This window comes from Lentzea pudingi (assembly GCF_014646255.1).
Lineage (GTDB): Bacteria > Actinomycetota > Actinomycetes > Mycobacteriales > Pseudonocardiaceae > Lentzea > Lentzea pudingi.
The window spans coordinates 241160-257841 of sequence record NZ_BMNC01000003.1; the positions used below are offsets into that span (position 1 = coordinate 241160).

Genomic DNA, 16682 nt, shown 5'->3' on the forward strand with positions numbered 1-16682 from the left:
GTCTCGACGATGGTCGGCATCACGATGCCCGCTCGCCTCAGGTCCGCCGCGGTCGTCATGGGACCCGCGTTCGTCGTCGCGGTCGCGTACGTCGACCCCGGCAACTTCGCGACCAACATGGCGGGCGGGGCGACGCACGGGTTCCTGTTGTTGTGGGTGATCGTCAGCGCGAGCCTGCTGGCGATGTTCGTCCAGTACCAGTCGGCGAAGCTCGGCATCGTGACCGGCCGGAACCTGCCAGAGCTCTGCCGCGAGCACTACCCGCGGCCGGTGACGAAGCTGCTGTGGGTGCAGGCGGAGCTGGTGGCCATGGCCACCGACCTGGCGGAGTTCGTCGGTGCGGCGGTGGCGCTGAACCTGTTGTTCGGCGTGCCGCTGCTGCCGGCGGCGCTGATCACGGCGGTGGTGTCGTTCGGCATCCTCGCCCTGGCGCCGCTGCGCCGGCGGCGGTTCGAGTCGGTCATCATCGGCCTGCTCGCGATCGTGCTCGGCGGTTTCCTGTACCAGACGCTGCACCTCGGCCCGCTGACCGGCGCGGCGGCCGGTCTGGTGCCGGGGTTCGCGGGAATCGACAGCGTGCTGCTCGCGACCGGCATGCTCGGTGCCACGGTCATGCCGCACGTGATCTACCTGCACTCGGCGCTGACCCAGCGCCACCACACCACCTCGCCGGACGCGCGGCGCGGTGCGTTGCGGGCCAGCCGCACCGACATCGTGGTGGCTCTGGGCATCGCCGGTGCGGTGAACGTGAGCATGCTCGTGGTGGCGGCCGGTGCGTTCCACCAGGCCGGCGCGCCGCGGGAGTCGTTGGAGGACATGCACTCCGGGCTCGGTCAGCTGCTCGGCCCCGGTGCGGCACTGGCGTTCGCGCTGGCGTTGCTGGCCTCCGGGCTCGCCGCGTCGAGCGTGGGCACCTACTCCGGCCAGGTGATCATGGAGGGCTTCCTGCGCAGGCGGATCCCGTTGTGGCTGCGCCGGGCGGTGACGATGGCACCGGCGCTGGCGGTGTTGTCGTTCGGCGTCGATCCGACGAAAGCGCTGGTGCTGAGCCAGGTCGTGCTGTCGTTCGGCATCCCGTTCGCACTGGTTCCCCTGGTGCTGCTGGCCCGGCGTGCCGACGTCATGGGTGCCGCGGTGAACCGCAAGAGTGTCACCACGGCCGGTGCAGCGGCGGCTTTCGTGATCTCCGGGCTCAACCTCTTCCTGCTCGTGAGGACGGTGACGGGATGAAGCACGTGGACGGTGCGGCACTGGTGCTGGGGCTGGGCATAGGTGGGTTCGTCGACGGCATCGTGATCCACCAGCTGCTCGGCTGGCACCACATGTTGTCCGGCTGGTACCCGCTGGACGACGTGCACCTGATGATGCTCGGCGACGGGCTGTTCCACCTGCTGTGCCTGCTGCTGGTGCTCGTGGGGATCGGGATGCTCAACCGGCGGCCACCGATGCCGAACGCCGTGCTGGCGGGCGGGATCCTCACGGGGTGGGGCGTCTTCAACCTCGTCGAGGGAATCGTCGACCACCAGATCCTCGGTCTGCACCACGTCCGGCACGGGCCTGACCAGCTCGCCTACGACATCGCGTTCCTCGTCGTGGGAGCACTTCTCGTCGCCGCCGGGATTTTCACGAGCCGATCTCGTTTGCGGCGGGCTCCCGAGGGTAGCTCGTAAGCCAGGACACGACGATGAGCTGAGGAGTCAGCCGTGACCGAGAATCAGATGGGCGGAGTGCGCACGGCGGCCCGGGACGAGGGCTCCGAGGTCGCGCAGCACGCCAAGGAGGCCGCCGGACAGGTGGGAAGCACCGTCCGGGACCAGGCATCGCACGTGACCCAGGAGACCGCGGCCCAGGCCCGTCACGTCGTTCGCGACGTGCGAGACCGTGTTGCGGCAGAAGCAGAAGAACAGGCATCACGCGTCTCGAAGCAGCTCGGCCGCATCGCGGACGAGCTGGGTGAGATGGCCGGCAACGCGCCGGGTGACTCGATGTCCGCCGGTGCGATCCAGAGCGCCGCGGACACGAGCAGGCAGGCCGCGAGGTTCCTCGACGAACGAGGTGCTCAGGGCCTGCTCGACTCGGCACGGGACTACGCCCGGCGCAAGCCCGGCACGTTCCTGCTGGGAGCCGTCGTGGCCGGGTTCCTGGTCGGACGGGTGGCCAAGAGTGCGACCGGGGGCGGCGACGACAGCCCGCGGCAGCAGCCGCAGAACCAGGGCGGTGTGGTGCCCGTAGCAGCGGAAACCCCTGCGACGGCGACGGAGTACGGCGCGCCGCTGACGCCGGGCGCGCCACCCGTGGCGCCTGCCTTCCCGCCGGCGCCCGCGGTCCCCCCGGCACCCGCGATCCCGCCGGCGGGGGTGCCGCATGTCGGTCCCTGAGATGCCACCACCGTCGCGAGTGGACGGTTCGGGGGAGTCGCTGGGCGATCTCGTCAGTGAGCTCACCAGCGACCTGTCGAAGTTGATGCGGCAGGAGCTGGAACTCGCCAAGGCCGAGCTGCGCCAGGAGGCCACCAAGGCGGGCAAGGCCACCGGAATGCTCGCGGCAGCGGGGTTCGCCGGCTACATGACCACGGTGCTGATCAGCCTCGCGCTGGTGTTCGCACTCGGTGCGGTCATGCCGCTCGGGTGGGCCGCGCTGATCGTCGCGGCGCTCTGGGGCATCGCCGGCGGAATCCTCTACTCCACCGGGCGCGCCAAGCTCCGCACCGTCAACCCGAAACCCGAACGCACCGTCGAAACGCTGAAGGAGGACGCGGAATGGGCGAAACACCCGACCAGATAAGGCGTGAGATCGAGGTGACGCGCGCGGAGCTGCGGGCCGACGCCAACCGGATCGTCGACCACACCAGTCCGAAGAGCATCGCCCAGCGGCAGGTCCGCGGCGTGAAGCAGGGACTCGTGTCGATGAAGGAGCGAGTGATGGGCACGGCATCGGACGCCGCGTCGACGGTGCGAGAGCAAGGACACGACACCAAGAACGCCGTCGCCGAACGGGCGGACCAGGCCGTGCAGGCGGTGCAGGACGCACCGCGCCAGGTGGCCCGGCAGACGCAGGGAAGTCCGCTGGCCGCAGGCCTCATCGCGTTCGGCAGCGGTCTGCTGCTCGCGGCGGTGCTGCCCCGCACCGACGCCGAGAAGCAGGCGGTGCAACAGCTCTCCGAGAGCTTCAGCGACGTGGTGGAACCCGCGAAGGAAGCGCTGACGGAGTCGGCACGGCACCTGCAGGAGGACGTGAAGTCCTCGGTCAGCGACGCCGCGAGCGAGGTGAAGCAGGTCGCCACGGACGCCGCGCAGACCACCGCGGGCGAGGCGAAGGACGCGGCGCGGGACGTCGGCGGACACGCTCGTGAGTCCGGGCAGCGGGTGTCCGGTCAGGCGACGGGCGGCTGAGATGACGGCAGGGGTGGGCCGCTGGTTGTCGCGGCTCGCCCCCTGGGGGAATGATGGCCGGTGCGGCTACGCGGGATTCGTTCCAGCGTCGCCGCTCCGGCCGTTGGGCTCAGTGCGGTTGTGTGGAGTCGCCGTTCCGGTTGTTGGGCTCGGACTGTTGTGGGGACGCGGGTTCGCCCTTCGTCGCCGCTCCGGCCGTTGGGCTCAGTGCGGTCGTGCGGGATTCGTCGCTCGGTCGCCGTTGGGCTCGGACTGTTGTGGGGACGCGGGTTCGCCCTTCGTCGCCGTTCCGGTCGTCGGGTTCGAGTCGTGTGGTTGCGCGCGATCGTTGCCCGGTCACCGCTCCGATCGTTGGGCTCGGATCGTCGCGCGATTCGTCCCTACGTCGCCGATCCGGCCATCGGGACCGGTGTGGTTGCGCGGGATTCGCTCCTCCAACGCCATTCGGGCCGGTGCGGCGACGCGGGACCCCTCCCCGCATCACCGCCCGGCCCCCGAGCTCACACCGTTGCGGCTACGCCGGATCCATCCCGCCGTCGCCACCCCGGCCGTCGGGCTCGGACTCGTCGCGACCCCGGTGCGGTCCACCGGGGTTCTCGTCGGCGAGGGTGGGGCGCGTGTGCTCACCGCCGATGTCCGCGTCCTCCAGTTCGCTCTCGGCGGTCACGCGGTCGGGTTCCGGCTTGGTCATCGCCACTCCTCCTGCCAGTCGTGGTGGGTGTCGAACGCGCCGGCCAGCAGCCGCAGCACGCTCTCGTCGTCCGTCTGCTCGACCTCGGTCCGCAGCAGGGCGGCCTTCTCCGGGAACGGCACCAGTTCCCGCTCCTCGGCAGCCTGGATGGGGCCGGGCAGCAGGAGGAGTCCCGTGCCGTCGTCCGAACGCATGATGCGCAACCTGCCGCGGCCCTCGGCCTCGTCGAGCAACGGCAGCTTCTCGTCGGCCAGACGTCGTTCGTCCTCGTCGAGCCGGTCGAGGACGAACCTCCGCAGTTCATCGGTCTTCATGGCACGGGGGTATCCGGTTCGCCGCCGGGTACGCCTCGTCGTCCTCCGGAAGGGAAAACCCTCATGCGCAGCCGAGTCAGGGCAGCGGGTCACGCCGTCCACCCGATCCTCATCGTGTTCCCGCTGGGCCTGCTGACCACGGCGGTGGGCTTCGACGTGCTGCACCTGGTGACCGAGCGGGTGAGCTTCGCGTTCACCGCCGCCCACCTCATCGCCGCCGGCCTGCTGATGGGCGTGGTCACCGCGGCGACCGGCTGGCTCGACTGGTGGCTCGTCGTCCCGCGGGGCACGCGCGCCCGGCGCATCGGTCTGGTGCACGGGCTCGTGAACGGGGCCGTGCTCGTGGTGTTCGCGGTGAGCTGGGCGCTGCGCCTGGCCGTGCCGGACTGGATCCCCGGGTGGCCCGCGGTGATCGCGGGCTGGGTCGGTCTGCTCGCGGGCGGGCTCGGCGGCTGGCTGGGTGGTGAGCTGGTCGAACGGCTCGGCGTCAGCGTCGAGGAGGGGGCCCACCCCGACGCGCCGAGCTCACTGAGCGGTGCGCCCGTCTCGGGACGGTGAGCCGAGCCGCTTGCCGTAGCGCCGGGTCAGCCGGACGACCGCCGTCGACACGGGGGCGACCGCCACGTCGAGCAGCCGGCTGACCGGTGCGAACGAACCGAGCCGCGCGATCTCCCACCAGCGCGGCACGGCCACGGTACGAGACCTCCTGGAAATCAAGCACTTCTCGACCGCGCGGGCGACGTGCTCGGGATCGGAGCCGGCGGACAGGCGCCGCCGTGCCGACCGTTCGGTGGGCCTGCCGTCGAGGTCGCGCGTGAGCCACTCCGTGCGGATCGGCCCGGGACAGACGGCGTGCACCTTGACCCCGCGCGGCACCTCGCGCCGCAACCCGAGCGCCAGGCCCAGCACGCCCGCTTTCGTGGCGGAGTACAACGACAACGGCGGCACCGGAGCCCACGCGCCGATCGACGACATCATCACCACGTGTCCGCCGCGGGCACCGAACAGCGGCAGCACCAGCCGGGTCAGCTCCGCCACGGCGGTGAAGTTCACGTCCACGAGGCTCGTCACCTGATCACCGTCGAGGTCGGCGAGCTTCGCGACGCGCCCCTGACCGGCGTTGTTCACCAGCGCGTCGATGCGGCCGAAGTGTTCGACGACGGCACGCACGAGCAGCGCGCGGTCGGCCGGATCGGTGACGTCGCACCGCATTCCCCACGCCTCGGGCATCTCCGCCAGTGCGGCGTCGAGCCGCTCCTGGTCACGTCCGCAGATCGCGACCCGCGCGCCGCCGCGCACCAGACGCCGGGCGGTGACGCGGCCGATGCCGGCCGAACCTCCGGTGACGAGAACGACGGTGCCTTCCAGTGATCGCATGCTCACCTCGCGCGCAGAAGCGTGATGTACAGGGTCAGTCCCGGACCGAACGCCATGGCCACCACCGGGTCACCCGGCTGTGGCGCACTGGTCCGGAGCAGGTGGTCGAGCACCATCAGCACCGTGGCCGACGAGCAGTTGCCGTGCTCGCGCAGCACGTGCCGCGACGGTTCGAGCGCTCCGGGCCGCAGCCCGAGCTCGACGGTGTCGAGGACGCACGGCCAGCGGAGCGGATCGCGGGCGAACTTCACCGCGTTGCTCGCGGTGGCGGTCGTGGACGTCGTTCTCCTGATCATCACCGGGGGAGTGGAGCTCTGAGTACGCCCGGCTACCCGTGCCGCTACCGCGCAAACGGGGTCAGCGGCCTGGTTCCGGCAGCTTCCCGGTCATCGTGAGCTGCTCGGCGATGTCGCGCAGCTTGACGTTGGTGTGCTGGCTGGCGCGGGTGAGCACGGCGAACGCCTGGTCGGCGCTGAGCCTGTGGCGCTCCATCAGGATTCCCTTGGCCTGACCGATCAGGTCACGGGTGTGCACGGCCGCCGCGAGCTGCTCGCGCTCCTGGACGGAGGCCAGCGCGATCGCCGCGTGCCCCGCGAACAGGCTGCCGACGTGCTGCGACTCCTCGTCGAACGCCGCGGTCTCGTGCGAGTAGAGGTTGAGGGCGCCCAGGTCCTCGTCCTGCACGTAGAGCTGGAACGACAACATGCTGCCGACGTCCAGCTCCGCCACTCGCCGCCCGAACGCCCGCCATCGTTCGTCGTTGACGACGTCGGGCACGGAGACGATCAGCTGGTCGAACAGGGCGGTCAGGCAGGGGCCCTCACCGGTGTCGAACTGCGCCTGGTCCACGTCGCAGGCCAGTTGACCGGTCGCGGCGACGGTGCTGATCTCCTTCCTGCCGACCACGGTCATGATGCCGGCGTGCACGGCTCCCGGGATGGTCCCGACGGCCGCGTGCACGATCGCGTCCATGGTCTCCTGCTCGCCCCGCTGCCGCTGGAGGGCGCGCGCGATGCCGGTCAGGTGTCCGGCCAGGTCCTTCTCTCCGTCGGCGGACTCTGCGCTGTTGTCGGGCATGAGAAGAGGGGTACCCCGAAACAGGCTCCGCCAGTCGTGGACGACAACACGATTGAACGCGCCCGGACGTGAGTGCAGTTCGGGTTCCATGACGGCGGAGTGAACTCTTCCCAGATCACGAGGGCGCGGTTGTACCTCGCAGCGAATGGGCATAGCGTGGGGAGGGATTTCGCAAACATCGATCATTTCAGGCGAGGTAGTACTACGGGTTTTCCGGGTGGGGCAGCGGCTCGCGTCGGCGCTTTTCGCGGTGGGCCGATCGGAGCGTCACGATGAATCATCATTTCGACGAGCCACCGGACGTGCTGAACACCCGGATCGTCACACTCGGCGAGGTCGTGGTGGTCGAGCTGGCCGGCGAGCTCGACATGCTGACCTTCGAGGAACCGCTCGCCAGGGTGCTCGAGGTCCTGGACCAGGCCCCGTCCGGACTCGCGATCGACCTCCGCGCGGTGAGCTTCTTCGGCTCCTCCGGCATCAACCTGTTGCTGACCGTGCAGGAACGGGCCGGGCGGGACGGCATCCCCCTCGGAGTCGTCGCGGACCAGCCCGCCGTGCTGCGACCGCTGGCGATGACCATGGTCGACCGGCAGCTCGCGATGTTCACTGACCGGAGCGACGCGCTCCTCGCACTCCACGCGCTGCCCGCTGTCAAGCGGTTCGGCGGTAGCCGGTAGTCAGACCGTGCCGGGGCAGGGGACGAGCGCCCAGACGGACTTCCCGAGGGCCCGCCGCACGACGCCCCACCGCTGCGCGAGCTCGTCGACGAGGATCAGGCCGCGGCCTCGTCCCGAATCGGCTGACCACGGCCGCAGTACCGGGCGTTTCGACGAGGAGTCGTCGACCTCGATCCCGACGACGTGCGGCCTGGCCCACTCGTACAGGTGGAGTTGTGCCGGGAAGCGACCGTGGTCGTAGACGTTCGACACCAGTTCGGTGATCACCAGTACCACGTCGAGGGCATCGTCGTCGTGCAGAGTGGACAGGGCCGAAAGCGCCCACCGGCGAATTGCGGTGATGTCGGCGACACCGCCGTCGAGTTCCAGGACCCGCGAGGTGTCCGGAGGCTTTTCGCCGTTCGTCAAAATGCCGCACCCTTCGTCGCGGTTAACCTACCCCGCGACATTCGGGCGAAACGTCGGCGAATTCCGTTCAGCCCGCCGCTCTGCCGCCCCCGCTCACGCGCAGGGCGCGCTCGACGTCCGGACACAGCTCGAACACCTGGTCCAGCCCGGACACCGTGAGCGGGCGCACCACCTTCCGGTGCGCCGCCACGATCCGCAACGGGGTCCGCGCGGCTCGGGCGGCGCGGTGGTGCTCCAGCAGCTCGTCGAGGCCGCTGGACCCGAGGAAGGTGACCCCGGACAGGTCCACGACCACCGGGAACGGCGGCGTCGCGATCGCCAGCGCGACCCGCAGCTCCTGCCGGAGCACGGCCACCGTGTCCTGGTCGATCTCGCCGGTGACCCGCACGACGACGGAGAGCGCGTGGACCTCACGCTGCACCTGCAGCTGGAGGTGGGAGGTTTCGATCACAGCGGAGACTCCTCGTCCCTCGCCATCCGACATGGGATGTAAGGACGCAGCTGCACGCTGAACTGCTCACCTCGAACTGTAGCCGACGAAACGAAGACCGCAACCGCTCCGGCGCGGCGGGCCCGCGTTCAACGCCTCCGATACCGCGCCAGGGCCGCGCCGCCGGGGAACGTCCGGGTCTCCACCAGGGTCAGCTCCACGAAGCCGGCCAGCTCGGTGAAGAACGGCGTGCCGCCGCCCACCAGGACCGGGTGGGTGACGACCTCGTACTCGTCGACGAGCCCGGCACGCACGGCCGTCCCGGCCAGCGTCGCACCACCGACCCTCATCGGCCCGCCGTCCTCCGCCCTGAGCCGGGCGATCTCGGCGATCGCGTCGCCCGTGACCACGCGGGTGTTCCAGCCGGCCTCGAACGCCGTGGAGGAGAACACCACCTTCGGCGTGTCCCGCCAGTTCCGCGCGAACGCGACCTCGGCCGCGGTGGCGCCCGGCCGCTGGTCACCCGTCGGCCAGTGGGAGCTCATCGTCTCCCACAGCATGCGCCCGTACAGGAACACCTCGACAGCCTGCTCCTGTTCGAGCCACCACTGGAACAGCTCGTCGCTCGACGCGCCCCAGTCGATGCCGCCGCCGGGCGCGGCGATGTAGCCGTCCAGGCTCAGGTTCATGCCGTAGATGAGTTTTCGCATGGAGCCATCCTCCAGTCAGCCGGTCTTGGACGTGTGGACCGGCGCGACGCGGAGAACTCATCGGTGGCTCAGTCGTTCTGCTGCTCCATGACCAGGATCGCTCCGGCGGGTTCACCGAGGTTGTCGCGCAACGAGCTGCACACCACGCGGATGACCACCTCACGTCCGCGCCGGTTCACCGCGGCCATCTTGACCTCGTCGATGAACGCGGGGTCGGCCAGCGCCGACCGCACGATCGGCCGGAGGTCGGCCACCGGGAGCCCGATGTCGAGGTTGAGCAGGTGCTCGCCCTCCGCCTCGTCGCGGCGCACGCCCCACAGTTCCTCGGCGCCGCGGTTCCAGGCGAGCACCCGCATCTGCAGGTCTAGCACGACGACGCCGGCGCGCAGCGAGGTGAGGATGGACTCGAGGAACTCGTTGACCTGGTCGAGTTCGGCGGTGCGTTCGCGCAGGGTGTCGTTGATGGTCTGGAGCTCGTCGTTGGTCGACTGGAGCTCCTCGTTCATCGTCTCCAGTTCCTCGTTCGTGGACTGGAGCTCCTCGTTGGTGGTCTCCAGCTCCTCCACTGTGGACTGGAGCTCCTCGTTCGTGGTCTCCAGTTCCTCGTTGGTGGACTGGAGTTCCTCGTAGGCCGATTCGAGCTGGCGGTTGGCGAACTCGAGGTCCTCCAGCAGCCTGCGCGCGGACGTCACGTCGTGGAACACCACGGACACGCCCAGAACCGCGTTGTCGGTGCCGACGAGCGGGTTGACGTGGATCTCGAACCACAGCGACTCGCCCGGCGCGCGCATCCACTCGACGTCCTTGACGCGCAACGACTTGCGCTCCAGCCGGGCCTGCTCGACGTAGCCGCGCAGCTCGATCGGGCGGTAGGAGATGTCGAGGTCGCGCAACGGCCGGCCGGCGTCCTTGGCCGTGAGGCCGAACGTGGTCTGCGCCTGCTGGTTGGCGAGCGCCACCACGTCGTCGGCGGTCACGACGACCTGGGCGACCGGACTCGCCGAGAACGCGTGCTCCCGCAGCTCGTCGATGCCCGCGACGTCCACCCTGCGATCGTGCGCGATCGGGTAGGACGCGAAGCTGCCGGCATGGCCGGATCCGTTGGGCGCCTTGCGGAAGATGCGCCGCTTGAGGTCGATGGGGTCGAAGATGCGGCTGTGGCTCAGCAGCATCTCGGCCTTGCCCAGGAACAGCACGCCCTTCGGCACGAGGGCGAAGTGGAACCGGCCCAGGATCTTGGACTGGGTCTCCTGGTTGAAGTACATCAGCGTGTTGCGGCACACGAGCAGGTCGATTCGTGAGATCGGCGCGTCCTGCACGAGGTCGTTGCGGCCGAAGATGATCGAGCGGCGCAGGTCCTTGCGGAAGCTGTATCGCCCGTTCTGCGGCTCGAAGTACTTGGCGGTGAGCTCCGGCGGCACGTCCCGCAGGTCGCGTTCGCCGTAGCCGGCGAGCCGGGCCTGGGTCAGCGCCTCGTTGTCCACGTCGGTGGCGTAGATCTTCACCTGCTGCCGGAACCGGTCGGTGCCGAGCGCCTCGGCGAGCGCGATCGCGAGGCTGTAGGCCTCCTCACCGGACGCGCAGCCGGCGCTCCACACCCGGATCGGGTCGTCCGGCCCGCGTTCGGCAAGGATCGCCGGGATCACTTCCTCACGCAGGTACGTCCACGTCTCGGTATCGCGGAAGAAGCCGGTGACGTTGATCAGGATGGTGTTGAACAACGCGTTGAACTCGTCGGCGTTGACCTGCAGCTGGTCGATGTAGTCGGCGTAGTTCTCCATGCCGACCTGACTCATCCGGTGACGTACGCGCCGTTGCAGACTCGTGCGCTTGTAACCGGTGAAGTCGAAGCCGCGTGACTCCTTGAGGTAGAGGAGGACTTCCTCGAAGGCCTGGTCGGGCGCCGGGCGACGGTCGTTCACGTGCGCAAACCTACCTTCTCGGCTCGAGCCCCAGCACGGCCCACACGATCTTGCCCCCGCCGGAGGACGGGGTGGTGCCCCAGGCGACGCACATCCTGTCGATCAGTTCCATTCCCCGGTGCCCCGGCACACCCGGCCGGGCGGCGGTCCGGACCGGGACAGCGAGACTGTCGTCGCGGACGGCGAGGGACAGCCCGGAGGGCCGGAGCTCGATGCGCAGAGCGGACTCGGACCCGGCGTGCCGGACCGCGTTCTCGACGAGCTCGGTGACCACGACGAGCGCGTCGTCGACGAGCGCGGGCAGCTGCCAGTCCTGGCAGGCGTCGCGCACCTCCTCGCGCGCCAGCAACGCCGCCACGAGTGACTTCGGCAGGTTCAGCCGCCGGTACCGGCGCGGTGGTGGTTCCGCGGCGCGGCCGAGTGCCGCCGCCAGGTCGGCCGAGGTGGCCACGTGCCGGGACACGCCGCTGCGTTTGAGGTCGTGTCGGTGCATGTCGGTCTCGGCGACGAGCACCACCGGGATGTCCGGCCACTGCGAGATCCTCATCCAGACCGTGGTGAACACGGCGAGCATGGCCCGGCTGGCGGCCTCGAAGTCCGGGCCGAGGCGCACCACGAGCGCGACCGGCGTCCCCGCCGCCTGCTTGAGCAGCCCGTCGCGCAGAGACGCGTACGACGCGAGGTCCAACCGGCCCACGAGCGTCGCCACGACCACGCCGTCCAGCTCGGTCGTCTCCACGCTGATGCCGGTCACGCCTCAGCCTCCTCACGCAGCACGGGCTTGAGCAGGTGCTCTCGCAGCACCGAGGCCGCCGCCAGCGCCTCTTGCTCCTGGCTGTCGTACCTCTCGGCGACGAGCTCCCGGCCGCCCCGACGGGAGTGCGACGCCATCCGCCGTGCGAGCGAGGTCTTCTCCTCCAGCGTGCGCAACGCCATCCACAACGCGCGTTCCAGCCCGCCGTCGTACGCGTCGAGCAGGGCTTCCGGTGTCCAGCCGTGACCGACGAGGCAACGGTACTGCCCACCCCCGGCCGGCAGTTCGACGAGGGACCCCGAGCAGTCCGGGCACGTGAGGTTCGTGGCCCTGCCGAGCCGGGGAACGTCGCCGAAGCCGGCTCCCGCGTCGTCGCGTGACACCTCGACCTCCATCCGCAGCACCTCCGAGACCGGGCCTGCCCCGTCGAGCACGTCCTCGCCGACGCACCGCCCGACCAGCGCGCCCATCTCGGCCACCGGGACGACGTGGTCGACGGGGACGTGCCTCAGCACGTTGTCCGGCATGCCGGAGTAGAGCGCGTCTTCCGGCGACTGCACCAGCGCCAGGCCGCCTCTCGTCTTGATCGCGGCCATCCCGGCGGTGCCGTCGTCGAGCGTCCCGGACAGGACCACGCCGATCACGGCGGGTCCCGCCACCAGCGCGGCGGACCGGAACAGCACGTTGACCGCCGGCCGGTGCCCGTTCTCCGCCGGCCCCCGGGAAAGCCGCAGCACACCGTCCTGCACCACGGTGTGGAAGCTCGGCGGGGCCACGTGGACCCGGCCGTGCTCGAGTGGCATGCCGTCGTGCACCGCGACGACCGGGAGCTCGCCGCTGCGCGCCAGGATGGCCGCCAGCGCCGACGAACCGCCCGCGGGCATGTGCAGCACGACCACCACCGCGGCGGACAGGTCCGCGGGTAGCCCGGCGACGAACGCCCGCAACGCCTCCACTCCACCGGCGGAGGCGCCGACGACCACCAGATCCCTGTGCACGCGCGGCTCCTCACTCCTGTGATTCCGTCACGGTTACCCCAGGAGGGTGACATCACACGCGGACGTCCCGTCCAGATCCGCGCTCGCGGGCGCAGGTCGACTGCTCGGCACGAAAGCGTTACGGTACAAGCATCTGGCTTCGCGCCGTGGTCCGGGTTCAGCAGGCAGCCCGGTTCGTCCCGCCTTGCCGCACAGGGAGAACCTCGTATGCCTGAAACTCGCTTCACACCGGACGGCATCGCGTTCGCGAGCGTCGAGGAGTCCGGTGTCGTCGTGACCGGCGACGCCGGCGCCGGCTGATGACCGGCCCGCGGGGCGAGCAACGGCTGCGGTGCCACGTCGAGGAGCGCGGCAGGTGCGCGGTGATCCGCCCGGAAGGCGTTCTCGGGTACACGACCTATCCGCTCCTGCGCGACTTCATGCTCAAGTGCGCCATCGAGCAGCCCCACGCGTTGATAGTCGACCTCAGCGGCACGACGATCGCCGCGAGCACCGTGCTGAGCGTGTTCACCACGGTGTGGTTGCGCATCAGCGACTGGCCCGCCATCCCGGTGCTCGTCGCGACGGGGCCCGCCCACGCGGGACTCCTGCGCCGGTCGCCCATCCGCCGCTACGTGAGCGTGTTCGAGGGCGTGGACGAGGCGATCGAGAACGTCGACGAGCCGGCACCGCGCCGGCGCGCGTACCGGGTGCTGCCGCACGACCCGCGCAGCCCTGGCGCCGCCCGCGAGTTCGTGCGCCAGACGTGTGCGCAGTGGGAACTCTCCGGTGTCCTGATGCAGGACGCGGTGCAGATCGCGTCGGAACTCGTGCAGAACACGATGGAGCACACCGGGTCCGAGGCACGGCTGCGGCTCGAACTGCGGCGTGCGCGGCTGACCGTCGCGGTGGGCGACGACGACCCGGCTCCGGTGGTGCTCGCCGATCCGGGAAGTGACCGCGCCAACACCGGCCGGGGTGTGCACATCATCGCGCAGCTCGCGCGGACCTGGGGGTGCTTCGCGGACGAGGCCGACCGCCGCAAGACCGTGTGGGCGGTCGTCGGAACCCGCTGAGCGCGGTCAGGTGGTCGGCCGTTCCGCCGTGGCGCCGCGGACCCGGCGCAGGGCCAGCTGGGCTTCGACGCGGGCGATCAGTTCCTTGGCGGCGAACGGTTTGACGAGGTAGTCGTGTGCGCCGGCGGCGAGTCCCCCCATCGTCTGCGGGGTGGTGCCGAGCGCCGTCAGCAGGATGATCGGCGTGGCGCGCAGCGCGGGGTCGCCGCGCACGTGTTCGATCAGCCGCAGGCCGTCGAGGTGGGGGAGCACGACGTCGCTGATGATGAGATCGACCTGGTGGCCGGAAAGCCGTTCGAGCGCCTGTTCGCCGTCGCCGGCGGTGTGGACGTCGTAGCGCTCCTGCAGCAGGTGCCGCAGGTAGTTGCGCATGTCCGGGTTGTCGTCGACCACCAGCACGCTGGTCCGGTGCCCCGGTTCGCTCCCGTGAGCGTCCACGGAGGACACGTCGCCGACCAGCCAGGACTCGGCCTCCTCGGAGAAAGCCTGCCGCAGACGGGAGTTCGTGCCGGCGTGCACGCCGGCAGGACGTTCGCGCACGCGGTGCGACTGGTTGAACGGGATCCACACGGTGAACGTGCTGCCGGAGCCGGGAACGCTGCGCACCCGGATGCTGCCGTGGTGCCACGACACGAGCTGGCGGATCAGCGCCAGCCCGATGCCGGACCCCTCCCTGCTGCGCGCCTTCGCGCCTTCAACGCGGTGGAACCGGGTGAACAGGTGCGGGATCTCGGCGGCCTCGATGCCCGTCCCGGTGTCGGTCACCGCGAGCTCGACGTGGCTGCGTTGCGGCCGCAGCACGACGGTGATCGATCCGGTGAAGGTGTGCTTGAGCGCGTTGGACAGCAGGTTGAGCAGGACGGTCTGCCACGTGTTCGGGTCGAGCCGCACCGGCCGGCCGAGCGGCGGGCAGTCGACCACCAGCTCGAGCCCCGCCCGTTCGACCGCCGGGCGGAACACCTCGGTCAGCTCCACCGTCAGCGCGGCCAGGTCGTCGACGTCCTCCAGGGACGGCGCCGCCCGGCCCTCCTCCAGCTCCGAGTACGCGAGCAGGGTGTTGACCAGCCGCAGGAGGCGGAGCGCGTTGCGGTGGGCGATCCGCGCGGTGTCGAGGTGCTCTGGCGGCAGGGTGGTGAGCTGCTCCTCCAGCGGCAGCAGCAGGAGCGTGAGCGGAGTGCGGAACTCGTGGCTGATGTTGGCGAAGAACGTGGTCTTGGCGCGGTTGAGCTCGGCCAGCGCGGACATCTGCCGCTGTTGCTCGCGATGGATCCGGGCCGCCGTCAGGGTGGCCGTCACGCGCTCGGCGACGAGGTCGAAGAACTGCCGGTAGCCGTCGTCGAGCGGGGCGTGGGAGTTGACGCCGAGCACGAGCACGGCCGCGGGCACGTCGTCGAGGATCGGGCTGACGGGCAGGACGAGCGCGGTGTGCGGGGGTTCCGCCCACGTGCCGGAGACCAGGTTCGGGAACCGGGTGTCCAGGTCCTCCACCACCTGCGGAGCCGACTCGCGCATGCACGCGTGCAGCGGCCAGGCCGACGCCCGGTCCCTGGTCACGATCTGCTCCAGCGCGGGGCTGTCCGCGGCGAGGCCGGTGGAGGCGGCGAGCGTTGCCCGGGCCCCGCGTCCCTCGACCAGGTAGATCAGGGCGAACGGGACGTCCTGCGAGTTGGCCGAGAGCGCGCGCATCAGCCACTGGCAGACCTCGTCGTCGGACGTGGTGGAGCCGGCCTGCCCCGACGTGGCGGCGAGCCGGTGCAGCGTGTCCAGGCGACGGGCGTTGCGGACCTGGTCCGTCGTCTCGACGAGCGTGGCGAGCACGCCGGCGATCCGGCCGTCGTCGCGGATGGGGCTGTAGGCGACGGTGGCGAACACCTCCTCCCGGAAGCCCTCCCGGTTCACCACGAAGGACTGGTCGACCAGGCGCACGGCCGTCCCGGTGTCGAGGACCTGGCGCAGTGCGGGACCGAACGTCGTGGCCGCGTCCGGCCAGACCTGGAACACCGATCGCCCCAACGCCTCGGGGTGCCGTTCGCTGATGAGGTCGCGGTAGGAGTCGTTGTACAGCTGCAAGAGGTCCGGGCCCCACATCAGGTCCATCGGAACCGGGTTGGTCAGCACCATCGCCAGGGTGTCGCGCAGCACGACCGGCCACCGGTCGACCGGGCCGAGCGCGGTGATGCCCCAGTCGACGGTGCTCATCAGCCGCCCGAGCCGCCCGCCCGCGGCGAACATCGCCTCGCTCGCCCGCACCGCGGGGGTGGGCACCGGGCGGCCGGACCCGACGACCCGGTCCAGCAGGTCGGGCAGTTCGCCCAGCGGCAGCACCAGGTCCGCCGCACCCGCGGCGATCACCGCGGACGGCATGCCGAACGCGGTCGCCGTGGACTCGTCCTGCACGATCACCGTGCCGCCGGCCCGCCGCACCGCCAGTGCGCCGGTGGTGCCGTCGCTGCCCATCCCGGTCAGCACCAGCGCCAGCACCTGCGCGCCCAGCGAGTCCGCGGCGGAGACGAAGAGCTCGTCCACCTGCCGCATGGAGGACCTGCCGGGCCGGGGCCGCACGGTCAGCGTGCCGTCCGGCTCCAGCCGCACCTGCGTGCGTCCCGGGCACAGGTACACGTGCCCGGCCTCGAGCACCTGGCCGTCCTCGGCCCACACGACCGGGTGCCGCGACACCCGGCCGAGCATCGTGTGCAGGTGGCTCACGCCGGGGCCGAGGTGCTGGGCGATCACGACGGGGGCGGGCAGGTCGGTGCGCAGGCCGCCGAGCAGCACCTGCAGGGCCTCGGCGCCGCCGAGCGAGGCGCCGATCAGCACTGCCTGGTAGCGAGCGGCGTCGGGTTCCACGTCGTCAGTGTTTCAGGCCGCGTGCTCCCG

Annotated in this window: 20 protein-coding genes; 8 read left to right on the forward strand and 12 right to left on the reverse strand. The window is 70.7% G+C overall.

Annotated elements, in window-relative coordinates:
- The first annotated feature begins 9 nt into the window (after nt 1-9).
- The 5 genes from IEY88_RS12045 to IEY88_RS12065 are packed head-to-tail and all read left to right on the forward strand — an operon-like array spanning nt 10 to nt 3392.
- On the forward strand, nt 10-1230 hold the full coding sequence (locus IEY88_RS12045; RefSeq protein ID WP_189154779.1) for an Nramp family divalent metal transporter: 1221 nt from the start codon (nt 10-12) through the stop codon (nt 1228-1230).
- Nucleotides 1227-1670: a DUF2243 domain-containing protein gene (locus IEY88_RS12050; RefSeq protein ID WP_189154780.1), complete on the forward strand. Its 444-nt coding sequence runs from the start codon at nt 1227-1229 to the stop codon at nt 1668-1670. The genes IEY88_RS12045 and IEY88_RS12050 overlap by 4 nt, the downstream gene beginning before the upstream one ends.
- 33 nt (nt 1671-1703) lie before the next feature.
- Nucleotides 1704-2378, forward strand: coding sequence for a hypothetical protein (locus tag IEY88_RS12055; protein WP_189154781.1), 675 nt, complete (start codon nt 1704-1706; stop codon nt 2376-2378).
- Nucleotides 2365-2784, forward strand: coding sequence for a phage holin family protein (locus tag IEY88_RS12060; RefSeq protein ID WP_229693303.1), 420 nt, complete (start codon nt 2365-2367; stop codon nt 2782-2784). The genes IEY88_RS12055 and IEY88_RS12060 overlap by 14 nt, the downstream gene beginning before the upstream one ends.
- Nucleotides 2760-3392: a DUF3618 domain-containing protein gene (locus IEY88_RS12065; RefSeq protein ID WP_189154782.1), complete on the forward strand. Its 633-nt coding sequence runs from the start codon at nt 2760-2762 to the stop codon at nt 3390-3392. The genes IEY88_RS12060 and IEY88_RS12065 overlap by 25 nt, the downstream gene beginning before the upstream one ends.
- Before the next feature lie 514 nt (nt 3393-3906).
- Here the strand turns inward: IEY88_RS12065 and IEY88_RS12070 are convergent.
- The gene (locus IEY88_RS12070) at nt 3907-4083 is read right to left on the reverse strand and encodes a hypothetical protein (RefSeq protein ID WP_189154783.1); all 177 of its coding nucleotides are present in this window, start codon (nt 4081-4083) and stop codon (nt 3907-3909) included.
- Entirely contained in the window at nt 4080-4397 is a 318-nt protein-coding gene (locus IEY88_RS12075) for a hypothetical protein (RefSeq protein ID WP_189154784.1), read from the reverse strand. Before IEY88_RS12075 ends, IEY88_RS12070 begins: the two co-directional genes overlap by 4 nt.
- Nucleotides 4398-4460: 63 nt before the next feature.
- Between IEY88_RS12075 and IEY88_RS12080 the strand changes: the two genes are divergently transcribed.
- A complete protein-coding gene (locus IEY88_RS12080; protein WP_189154785.1) occupies nt 4461-4955 on the forward strand; it encodes a DUF2231 domain-containing protein in 495 nt (164 codons plus the stop codon).
- On the opposite strand, the gene IEY88_RS12085 is transcribed toward IEY88_RS12080, so the two are convergent.
- The 3 genes from IEY88_RS12085 to IEY88_RS12095 all read right to left on the reverse strand — a co-directional run bounded on the left by IEY88_RS12085 (nt 4923) and on the right by IEY88_RS12095 (nt 6851).
- On the reverse strand, nt 4923-5774 hold the full coding sequence (locus IEY88_RS12085; protein ID WP_189154786.1) for an SDR family NAD(P)-dependent oxidoreductase: 852 nt from the start codon (nt 5772-5774) through the stop codon (nt 4923-4925). The genes IEY88_RS12080 and IEY88_RS12085 overlap by 33 nt on opposite strands.
- A gap of 2 nt (nt 5775-5776) precedes the next feature.
- Nucleotides 5777-6070, reverse strand: a complete 294-nt coding sequence (locus tag IEY88_RS12090; RefSeq protein WP_189154787.1) for a 3-oxoacyl-[acyl-carrier-protein] synthase III C-terminal domain-containing protein — start codon at nt 6068-6070, stop codon at nt 5777-5779.
- A 61-nt stretch (nt 6071-6131) separates the two neighbouring features.
- Complete coding sequence (locus IEY88_RS12095; RefSeq protein WP_189154788.1) at nt 6132-6851, reverse strand: GAF and ANTAR domain-containing protein; 720 nt, start codon at nt 6849-6851, stop codon at nt 6132-6134.
- A 272-nt stretch (nt 6852-7123) separates the two neighbouring features.
- Between IEY88_RS12095 and IEY88_RS12100 the strand changes: the two genes are divergently transcribed.
- Nucleotides 7124-7528: an STAS domain-containing protein gene (locus tag IEY88_RS12100; RefSeq protein ID WP_189154789.1), complete on the forward strand. Its 405-nt coding sequence runs from the start codon at nt 7124-7126 to the stop codon at nt 7526-7528.
- Here IEY88_RS12100 and IEY88_RS12105 read toward each other — a convergent pair whose 3' ends face one another.
- The 6 genes from IEY88_RS12105 to IEY88_RS12130 all read right to left on the reverse strand — a co-directional run bounded on the left by IEY88_RS12105 (nt 7529) and on the right by IEY88_RS12130 (nt 12750).
- Nucleotides 7529-7936: an ATP-binding protein gene (locus IEY88_RS12105; RefSeq protein ID WP_189154790.1), complete on the reverse strand. Its 408-nt coding sequence runs from the start codon at nt 7934-7936 to the stop codon at nt 7529-7531.
- A 67-nt stretch (nt 7937-8003) separates the two neighbouring features.
- Nucleotides 8004-8387: an STAS domain-containing protein gene (locus IEY88_RS12110; protein WP_189154791.1), complete on the reverse strand. Its 384-nt coding sequence runs from the start codon at nt 8385-8387 to the stop codon at nt 8004-8006.
- Between the two features lie 128 nt (nt 8388-8515).
- Entirely contained in the window at nt 8516-9076 is a 561-nt protein-coding gene (locus IEY88_RS12115) for a dihydrofolate reductase family protein (RefSeq protein WP_189154792.1), read from the reverse strand.
- Nucleotides 9077-9144: 68 nt separating this feature from the next.
- The gene (locus IEY88_RS12120; protein ID WP_189154793.1) at nt 9145-10998 is read right to left on the reverse strand and encodes a CheR family methyltransferase; all 1854 of its coding nucleotides are present in this window, start codon (nt 10996-10998) and stop codon (nt 9145-9147) included.
- A gap of 10 nt (nt 10999-11008) precedes the next feature.
- The gene (locus tag IEY88_RS12125) at nt 11009-11752 is read right to left on the reverse strand and encodes a hypothetical protein (RefSeq protein WP_189154794.1); all 744 of its coding nucleotides are present in this window, start codon (nt 11750-11752) and stop codon (nt 11009-11011) included.
- Nucleotides 11749-12750, reverse strand: coding sequence for a chemotaxis protein CheB (locus IEY88_RS12130; protein WP_189154795.1), 1002 nt, complete (start codon nt 12748-12750; stop codon nt 11749-11751). The genes IEY88_RS12125 and IEY88_RS12130 overlap by 4 nt, the downstream gene beginning before the upstream one ends.
- 299 nt (nt 12751-13049) lie before the next feature.
- Between IEY88_RS12130 and IEY88_RS12135 the strand changes: the two genes are divergently transcribed.
- A complete protein-coding gene (locus IEY88_RS12135) occupies nt 13050-13805 on the forward strand; it encodes an ATP-binding protein (protein ID WP_189154796.1) in 756 nt (251 codons plus the stop codon).
- Nucleotides 13806-13811: 6 nt separating this feature from the next.
- Here IEY88_RS12135 and IEY88_RS12140 read toward each other — a convergent pair whose 3' ends face one another.
- Nucleotides 13812-16652 carry a chemotaxis protein CheB gene (locus tag IEY88_RS12140; RefSeq protein ID WP_189154797.1) on the reverse strand — a complete coding sequence of 947 codons (2841 nt, stop codon included), beginning with the start codon at nt 16650-16652 and terminating at the stop codon, nt 13812-13814.
- Nucleotides 16653-16682 lie beyond the last annotated feature (30 nt).